This is a genomic window from Pseudomonas sp. (assembly GCF_026224925.1).
Classification (GTDB): domain Bacteria; phylum Pseudomonadota; class Gammaproteobacteria; order Pseudomonadales; family Pseudomonadaceae; genus Aquipseudomonas.
Window position 1 is genome coordinate 1 of record NZ_JAMFRV010000013.1, and the last position, 8,400, is coordinate 8,400.

Consider the following 8,400-nt stretch of genomic DNA (forward strand, 5'->3'; position numbering starts at 1 on the left):
CCAGTCGGCCTACGTGACCAACATCTGCGCCGAACGGGTCAATGACCTGCTGCGCAGCATGGCCGCATCGGGCCTGTACAACACCAACCCGGTGGCGCGGCTGTTCCGCGACCTACACCAGGCGCGTGGACACATCGCCAATAACTACATGGCTTACGGACGCAGTTTAGGTGCGGTGCTGCTGGGCCTGCCCAACCCGGACCCGTACGTCTGAGGCAATTGCGGCTCCCGACACCCTTGCGTTTACACCTGCCTGTGACACACAGGCAGGTGGTCATGAGTACCTGACCTATGAATAACTATCTTGCCCTGCGCGTGGCGCGAGTGATCGAAGAAACGGCCGATGCGCGTTCCTTGGTGTTCGAAGTACCGGAGCACCTTGGCGAACGTTTTCGTTATCAACCCGGCCAGTTCCTGACCTTGCGAATCCCCTTCGAGGGCGGCTGGCTGCCACGTTGTTATTCGCTGTCGAGCACACCGTTGCTGGACGAACCGTTGCGCGTAACGGTCAAGCGGGTGCGCGACGGGCGCGCATCGAACTGGCTATGTGGCGAGTTGCAGGTCGGCCAGACCCTGGAGGTACTGCCGCCCGCCGGGGTGTTTGTGCCGCGCAGCCTGGACGGCGATCTGCTGTTGTTTGGCGGGGGCAGCGGCGTGACCCCGGTGCTGTCGATTCTGCGTTCGGCATTGCTCGTCGGGCAGGGCCGAATTCTGCTGATCTACGCCAACCGAGACGAAGCCTCGGTGATTTTCCGCGACGAACTCAAAGCACTGGCCAGTGCACACCCGCAACGCTTGCAAATCGTCCATTGGCTCGATTCGGTGCAGGGCATCCCGGCCGTCAAACAATTGGCCGAACTGGCGCGCCCCTTCGTCGATGCCCAGGCCTTTATCTGCGGCCCCGGGCCATTTATGGACGCGGCGGTCAGTGCGCTCAAGGGGCTTGGCATGCCTGGCAGCCGGGTGCATGTCGAGCGGTTTGTCTCGCTACCCGGCGAAGGTGAACTACTGCCGGCGGTCAGCACCGAGGCAGCCGTGGCTGCGCAGTTGGCCGTGCGTCTGGACGGCGTGGAATACAACCTGGCCTGTGACAGCGGCGAAACCGTGTTGGCCGCGATGGAGCGTGCCGGCCTGGACCCACCCAACGCCTGCCGTGTCGGAGGTTGCGCCTCATGCATGTGTACGTTGGAAAGCGGCGACATAGAGCTGCTGCACAACGATGCGCTGGACGCCGATGAACTGGCCGAAGGCTGGATCCTCGCGTGCCAGGCCGTGCCAACCAGCGCGCAACTGCGTATCCGTTTTCCCGAATGATGCCAAACACTGAGCCTACGATGAACCAACGCCTGAACATTTCTCGACCACTGAACGAAGTGCCCGCCACCATTGCCCAGTTGGTCTTCGCCAGCGCTGAACGTTTCGCCGGTCGCACGGCCATCGAAGAAAACGGCCAGTGTACCGATTATGCCGAGCTGCCTGAGCGGGTCATGAGGATTACCCGGGGCTTGATGGCGCTGGGCATACAGGCCGGTGATCGGGTCGGTGTCTGGGCGCCAAACAGCCGTGACTGGATTTTCGCCGCGCTGGGTATCCATTGCGCTGGCGCGGTGCTGGTGCCGATCAACACCCGCATGAAGGGCGCCGAAGCCGCCGATGTGCTGGCGCGCAGCGGTTGTCGGGTGTTGTTCATCCAGCAACGGTTTCTCGATGTCGACTACCCGGCGATGCTTCAACCTCATCGGCCTTCGAGCCTCGCACACTTGGTGATCCTCGACGGCGACATACCGACGCAATCATCCGACCTGAGCTTGGAGCAGTTTCTGCTGGGCGCGACGACCATCGATGCCAACGACGCACTACGCCGAGCCTTGGCAATCACTGCCGATTCCGTGTGCGATTTGTTGTTCACCTCCGGCACCACCGGCAAGCCCAAGGGCGTGATGAGCGGCCATGGCCAGAACCTGCGGGCCTTCAGTGAATACGTCAAGGTTATCGGCCTGGTGCCGGGCGACCGTTATCTAATCGTCAATCCGTTCTTCCATGCCTTTGGTTACAAGGCCGGTTGGCTGACGTGCTTGATCGCCGGGGCAACCATTTTGCCGCATGCGGTGTTCGACGTTGAAGTAGTGTTCCAGCGCATCGCCCAGGAGCGCATCAGCGTGTTGCCCGGTGCGCCGACCCTGTACCTGTCATTGCTGGCTCACCCGCGTTTGGCGCAAACCGATCTGTCGAGCCTGCGGATTGCTGTGACCGGTTCGGCCAGCATCCCGCCTAGCCTGATCGAGCGCATGCGTAACGAGCTGGGTTTCAGTGTGGTCACCACCGCCTACGGGCTGACCGAATGCGGCGGTTTGGCGACCATCTGCGACCCGAAGGACTCGGCACAGGTGATTGCCGGCACCAGCGGCCGGCCGATTGCCGGCACTGAAGTGAGTATCCGTGACCCGAACAATCACGCGCAGGCGCTGACGGCCGGAGAAACCGGCGAGATCTGTCTGCGTGGCTTTCATGTCATGCACGGTTACTTTCAAAACCCCGAAGCCACCGCCGAAGCTATCGATACCGACGGCTGGTTGCACACCGGCGACATTGGACGTCTGGATGAGGCGGGCAACCTGATCATCACTGATCGCCTGAAAGACATGTTCATCGTCGGTGGCTTCAACTGCTACCCGGCGGAAATCGAAGCCGCATTGATCGAGCACCCGGCCATCGCTCAGGTGGCGGTCATCGGTATTGCCGACGCACGCATGGGGGAAGTCGGTTGCGCCTGCGTGGTGCTACGCGAAGGTGAGCAACTGAACGAAAGCCAACTGATCGCCTGGAGTCGCGAATGCATGGCCAATTACAAGGTGCCGCGCCAGGTGCATTTCTTTGCGGCATTGCCGCTCAACCCATCGAGCAAGGTCGCGAAAAATGAGCTCCGCGCGGTGGTCGGCAAAGCCGAAGAGGCTTAGGGCGAACATCGCCAAACGGACGATGCGCGGGCCGTCAGGGTTTTTCATTCTGTATTAGCAAAGAAGAAAAAAATAAAAAATACAAGGAGATGAGTATGTCCACGCTGAAACCAGTTGTGCGTAAGTCGGGTAACGCTGTCGGGGGTCGCTGCGTATTAGCGGTATCTATAGGTCTGACCAGCGCTACGGTTAGCGCGGGACCGACGGTCGACCTGGGTGAAGACACCACATTGGACTCGTCAATGACCGTCAACTACACCGCGTCGATGCGTACTGCCAAGCCGGCGAGTCAATACCTCAACGACCCGAACAACGATGACGGTACGCGCAATTTCAAGCGTGGCGCGCTGGTCAATAACCGTGTCAGCCTGTTAGGCGAATTGCAACTCAAGCATGAAAACCTTGGCGCAGTGGTGCGTGGCAGTTATTTCTATGACGATGTCTACCACCGGCGAAATGACAATAACTCCCCCGATACGGTGAACAAGATCGGGCGTGCCGACAGCTTCAGTGACGAGACGGAGCGCCTGAGTGGAGGCACGGGGCGCCTGCTTGATGCATATATGTATGGCAACTTCGATATCGGTGATACCCAGAACCTGTCGATTAAGGCCGGTCGCCATTTGGTGGCCTGGGGCGAAAGCCTGTTCTGGTCAAACATCAGCCAGGGCCAGGCACCGGTGGATGCCACCAAATTCAACGTGCCAGGCACCGAAGCCAAGGACTCGTATCTGCCGGTGGGGCAGGTGTCAGCGTCCTGGTCGCTGAATGAAAAACTGGCACTGGTGGGCTACTACCAGTACGAGTGGCAAAAAACCCAGCTCAACCCGGTGGGTGACTATTTTGGCAGCGACACCTTCGGCCCTGGTGCTGAGTTCTACCGACTGCAAGCCGGGGTGGTCTCAAGCTTGCCGGACAAAAGCTTTACCGCCGTCAACTACGCCGGAGAGCAAAACGCCCGAAACAGCGGACAGTGGGGACTGGGTATGCGCTACCGAGTCACCGATAACACTGAGTTGGGGCTGTTCCATTACCGCTATAACGAGCATATCGGCTCGTTGTTTTTCGACTTCACCGGCGATACCCAGTACTCATCGCTCAAGAGCATTGGCCATGACGGTTCTGCCCCGACCTATCGCCTGGGCTATTTCGAAGGCGTCGAGCTAACGGGGATCAGCTTCAGTTCCAAGGTCGGCGACGCAATGCAATACGCCGGTGACCTCAGTTACCGCGATGGCGCCTCGGTTTATTTGAACAATGGTTCGCCGACCACCGCGCAGATATGGCAGGGCAACCTCAACGCCACCTACATCTTTGGCCCGAGCATTCTGGCCCACCAGACCACCGTCATGGGCGAAGTGGTGAATCAATACATCGCCGGGGTCGACGCCCTGACGATCACCGGCGGCGGTGCTGGCGTCGATGGTACTTTTGACAAGTTCGAGTCGGCGATTCAGACCCGCTCTTCGACGCTGCTGGGCCTTGGTGCCTACATGGACTACCCGTCCATCCTCAATGGTCTGGACCTGAGTACCCACGCGGTCTGGACGCAGAACGTCGATGGCAGCGCCTACCAGGGGCTGGGGCGCGCAGAAAAGCGCCTGACCGTGGGTGGCGACTTCAAATACCTGGGCAACTTCCAGGTGGGCATGACCTACGTCGCGTACCTCAGTTCACCGGATGTGGCCCAAGGCCGACTGATGGCTGACCGCGATTACCTATCGTTCAACGCTAAGTACACCTTCTGATGGCCGTGGCTACGTCGCGGTTTACCGTTGACGTGGCCGTGGTTGCCAACCCATCTGTTGCCGAAAAAAGGTCTGTCATGAACAGTCAAACGTCACCGTCACCCTTCAGCCCGATCACGATTGGTCCGCTGACTCTCAAGAATCGCTTTATCAAGGCCGCCACCAACGAAGGCATGAGTGCCCAGGGTGTGCCTTCCAAACAACTGGTCAAGTTTCACTCGGCCCTGGCCAGTGGCGGTATCGCACTGACCACCGTGGCCTACTGCGCGGTCAGCAGCGATGGCCGCACCTTGCCCAACCAGTTGACCCTCCTGCCCGCCAGCCTGCCGCACTTCAAGGCCTTGACCGACGGAGTGCATCAGGCCGGTGGCCTGGCCAGCGCGCAGATCACCCACGGTGGCTGCTTTACTTTTCTGCGCGAGCGCTCCCCGCCACACCCGCTGTCGTCCAGTGGCGGTTTCAACAAGATTGGCATGCTGAGCGGTATGTTCCGCAAGCAGGCGATGACTGAAACCGACATGCAAAAAGTCGTGGAGGACTTCGCCCAAGGTGCACGGTTAGCCCGTCAGGCGGGTTTTGATGCGGTGGAAATCCACATGGGCCATGGCTACCTGCTCAGCCAGTTCATTTCGCCGCTATACAACAAGCGTCGGGACCAGTACGGCGGCAGCCTGGAAAATCGTCTGCGTTTCCCGCGCCGGGTACTTCGCGCGGTGCTCGATGCAGTTGGCCGGGACTTGGCTGTGATCTGTAAATACAGCATCACCGAAGGCGTACGCGCCGGTAACAGCGCCGAAGACGGGGCAAAGATCGCACGCCTGCTGGAACAAGAGGGCGCGCACCTGCTGGTCCTTAGTGCCGGGATGAACGCTGAGTCGATCACCACCATGTTTGGTTCATCCTTTCCCAAGGAAAACCGGGTGCAACAGAAAAACCCGGTGATCGCCCTGGCGATGTCTATTCAGCGCCTGATGGACCCTAAGGTTGAGTTCCGTGAGCTGTATCTGCTGGAGCATGCACGCAAGGTGCGTGCGGCGGTGAAGATGCCGCTGGCCTATCTTGGCGGGGCGAAAAGCCTGGCGAGCATCGAACAGATCATGGCCGAGGGCTTCGACCTCGTCGCTATGGGTCGGGTGCTGATCGCCGAACAGGACTACGTCAACAAACTCGCCAGTGGCGTGAGCACCAACTCGATCTGCACCGCCTGTAACCGCTGTGTGGCCATGATGTATACGCCAGGCGGCACCTCGTGCGTACTCGGCAAGCCAGGCGATCCCGAGTTGAACCGGCAACCGGCGGCGGATCGCTAGATGCCGATCTAGACAAGCACGGGGCTGGCGCCGCAAGGATAAGTGCGGCGCCGCGCGGGCAGCGCATCCGGGGAAAATTCAAGGCCGGGACCAGCGTCGTTGCCCGGCCCCTTGTGCTGCAAAAATCAGAGGTGCTGCAGGAAGTCGATGCCGCTGCGGTTGAACAGCTCGCGGTGTTCGACCTGAACCCAGTGCCCGCATCGGTTGAGTACGACAAACCGTGCGTTGGGCGCACCGTCGATAATGCGCTGGGCGCCGCTGACCGGGTTGAAGTTGTCGTTGTTGCCCCAGAACCCGAGGATCGGGCACTGGATCTCGCCCAAGCGCGCTTCCATATTTGGCACCATCATGGTGCTGAACAGATTCTTCGGCTGCGTCACCGCCACCGCCACGCGCTCCTGCAGTAGGCTTTCTGGCAGGATCGAGTCATCGAACAACTGCAGGCGCATCATGCTGCGCATTTCTTCCAGGCCGATGGGGCCGGCGTTGAACAGGCTGACCATGCGCAAGATGCCTTCCATCTTGAAATAGGTTTCGCGTTCTTCGACACCGCCTGGGGCCAGTAGGATCAGGCTCTCTGCCATTTTCGACTGGCGCAACGCCAGGCCCAGGGCAATCGCGCCGCCGAGAGAGTTGCCGAGCAGGGTGCAGCGCTCCACGCCAATCAGCGCGAGGAAGGCGCTCAAACAGTCGACAAAAAAATCCAAGTGATACTGCACATCCTCGGGTTTATCCGAACGCCCGAAACCCGGCAGGTCGAGCACGATGTTGCGGTAACCGGCCGCGGCAAACGCCGGGTAGTTACCCTTGAAATTGCTGAAGCCACTGGCGCCGGGGCCGCTGCCGTGCAGCCATACCACCACGGGCCCGCTGCCTTCATCCAGGTAGTGCAGGCGCAGTCCGCTGGGCAGTGTCGCGTAATGGCCGACGGGCAAGGGCAGGTCTAAGGGTTTATTCATGTTGTTCTCCAGATTCTGCGGGTTCATGAGTCGCAGACCGGCCAGGGCAAACATGTGCCTGGCGCGGGCTGCAGCGCTCAGATGCTGGGCTGCTGCGGCGTTGCCCACATCGTCCGTTCAGACCACGCCGGTCGGGCAGCGCTAGTCCTATCGGACGATGTTTACGCCGGGGTGGGTGGCTAATCATGCCGGGTACGGGCCCATTGTCATTTCAGTGGGCCGCGATCCAGTTCCACTGAGGAGAACGTTATGAAGTTGCTGAATAAAGTGGCCTTTGTTACCGGTGCAGGGCAAGGCATGGGCCAAGCCATCGTGCGTGGTTTTGTCGCCGAAGGCGCGAAAGTGGTGGCAGTCGACCTGAACCAGGCGGCCTTGGCCGAAAGCCTGGCCGACTTGGGCGACAAGGTGCTGGCCCTGGGTTGCAATATCGCCGATGGCGCTTCGGTCGCCGATGCCATGGGCCAGACTGAGCGCTACTTTGGCGGGCTCGACATTCTGGTCAACAACGCCGGCGTCGGTGCCCTCGACAGCTTTCTCGAAACCGCCGATGAAAGCTGGGCACGGGTGATCAACGTGAACCTGGGCGGAACCTTCCTGTGCGCTCGCGAGGGCGCCAAGCTGATGATCAAGGGCGGTCGTAAAGGGGCGATCATCAACCTGTCCAGCACCGCCGCGCTAACCGGTGACGGGCCGAGCCATTACTGCGCCTCCAAAGCCGGGGTGATGGGCCTGACCCGTTCCATAGCTCGTGAGCTGGCGGCCAGCGGCATTCGCGTCAATACCTTGGTGCCGGGGCCGACCAACACACCAATGATGGCTGGCATCCCTGACGAGTACATGCAAGCGCTGCTGAAAAACGTGCCGCTGGGCCGCATGTGTGAAACCGATGAGATTGCCCGGGTCGCGGTATTCCTCGCCAGCGAAGACGCCAGTTTCATGACTGGCCAGAACATCGCCGTTAACGGCGGCATGGCCTTTATCTGATTGGAGAGTCACCCATGAGCAAGCGTTTAGAAGGAAAAATCGCCTTTATCACTGGTGCTGGTTCCGGTATCGGTGAAGCCACTGCGTTGCGGTTCGCCGAGGAAGGCGCAACCGTGGTGCTGTGCGGACGGCGCGTGGAGCCGTTGCAAGGCGTGCAGGAAAAGATTCTCGCCCTCGGCGGGCGCGCTGATATAGCAGTCGCCGATGTCAGCGACGAGCAAGCCTACGTCGGTGCACTGGAAGCCACGGCGCAACGCCACGGCCGCCTGGATATTCTGGTCAACAACGCGATGGCTTATACCTGGGGCAGCATTGACACGATGACCACCGCCGACTGGCATACGAACTTCGCCACCACCGTCGATGGCACCTTCTGGGGTACACGTACTGCAATGCGCCTGATGAAAGCGCAGGGCGGCGGTTCGATCGTCAACATCGCCTC

General features: G+C 60.4%; 7 protein-coding genes and 1 pseudogene. 7 read left to right on the plus strand and 1 reads right to left on the minus strand.

Annotated elements, in window-relative coordinates; all coding sequences use genetic code 11:
* From M0974_RS00745 to M0974_RS00765, 5 genes and pseudogenes are all read left to right on the plus strand, one after another.
* Positions 1-214 (plus strand): annotated as a pseudogene (locus M0974_RS00745) (flavin-dependent monooxygenase); the annotation flags it as partial.
* A 77-nt stretch (positions 215-291) separates the two neighbouring features.
* A complete protein-coding gene (locus tag M0974_RS00750; protein WP_297831347.1) occupies positions 292-1,314 on the plus strand; it encodes a ferredoxin--NADP reductase in 1,023 nt (340 codons plus the stop codon).
* A gap of 20 nt (positions 1,315-1,334) precedes the next feature.
* Positions 1,335-2,957, plus strand: a complete 1,623-nt coding sequence (locus M0974_RS00755; protein ID WP_297831350.1) for a FadD3 family acyl-CoA ligase — start codon at positions 1,335-1,337, stop codon at positions 2,955-2,957.
* A gap of 95 nt (positions 2,958-3,052) precedes the next feature.
* Positions 3,053-4,705 carry a DUF1302 family protein gene (locus tag M0974_RS00760; protein WP_297831354.1) on the plus strand — a complete coding sequence of 551 codons (1,653 nt, stop codon included), beginning with the start codon at positions 3,053-3,055 and terminating at the stop codon, positions 4,703-4,705.
* Positions 4,706-4,782: 77 nt separating this feature from the next.
* Positions 4,783-6,015: an NADH:flavin oxidoreductase gene (locus M0974_RS00765; protein WP_297831356.1), complete on the plus strand. Its 1,233-nt coding sequence runs from the start codon at positions 4,783-4,785 to the stop codon at positions 6,013-6,015.
* Between the two features lie 125 nt (positions 6,016-6,140).
* Here the strand turns inward: M0974_RS00765 and M0974_RS00770 are convergent, their stop codons facing one another.
* Positions 6,141-6,974 (minus strand): alpha/beta hydrolase, encoded by an 834-nt coding sequence (locus M0974_RS00770; protein WP_297831358.1) that lies wholly within the window; start codon positions 6,972-6,974, stop codon positions 6,141-6,143.
* A gap of 249 nt (positions 6,975-7,223) precedes the next feature.
* Between M0974_RS00770 and M0974_RS00775 the strand changes: the two genes are divergently transcribed.
* Positions 7,224-7,958 (plus strand): SDR family NAD(P)-dependent oxidoreductase, encoded by a 735-nt coding sequence (locus M0974_RS00775; protein ID WP_297831362.1) that lies wholly within the window; start codon positions 7,224-7,226, stop codon positions 7,956-7,958.
* Between the two features lie 14 nt (positions 7,959-7,972).
* Positions 7,973-8,400 (plus strand): SDR family NAD(P)-dependent oxidoreductase (locus tag M0974_RS00780; RefSeq protein ID WP_297831366.1); only part of this gene is annotated, 428 nt, incomplete at its 3' end.

What these genes read in the sequence shown, in the direction of transcription:
- M0974_RS00750 (WP_297831347.1), top strand. Translation starts at nt 292, where the DNA reads ATGAATAACTATCTTGCCCTGCGCGTGGCGCGAGTGATCGAAGAAACG.
- M0974_RS00755 (WP_297831350.1), top strand. Translation starts at nt 1,335, where the DNA reads ATGAACCAACGCCTGAACATTTCTCGACCACTGAACGAAGTGCCCGCC.
- M0974_RS00760 (WP_297831354.1), top strand. Translation starts at nt 3,053, where the DNA reads ATGTCCACGCTGAAACCAGTTGTGCGTAAGTCGGGTAACGCTGTCGGG.
- M0974_RS00765 (WP_297831356.1), top strand. Translation starts at nt 4,783, where the DNA reads ATGAACAGTCAAACGTCACCGTCACCCTTCAGCCCGATCACGATTGGT.
- M0974_RS00770 (WP_297831358.1), bottom strand. Translation starts at nt 6,974, where the DNA reads ATGAATAAACCCTTAGACCTGCCCTTGCCCGTCGGCCATTACGCGACA.
- M0974_RS00775 (WP_297831362.1), top strand. Translation starts at nt 7,224, where the DNA reads ATGAAGTTGCTGAATAAAGTGGCCTTTGTTACCGGTGCAGGGCAAGGC.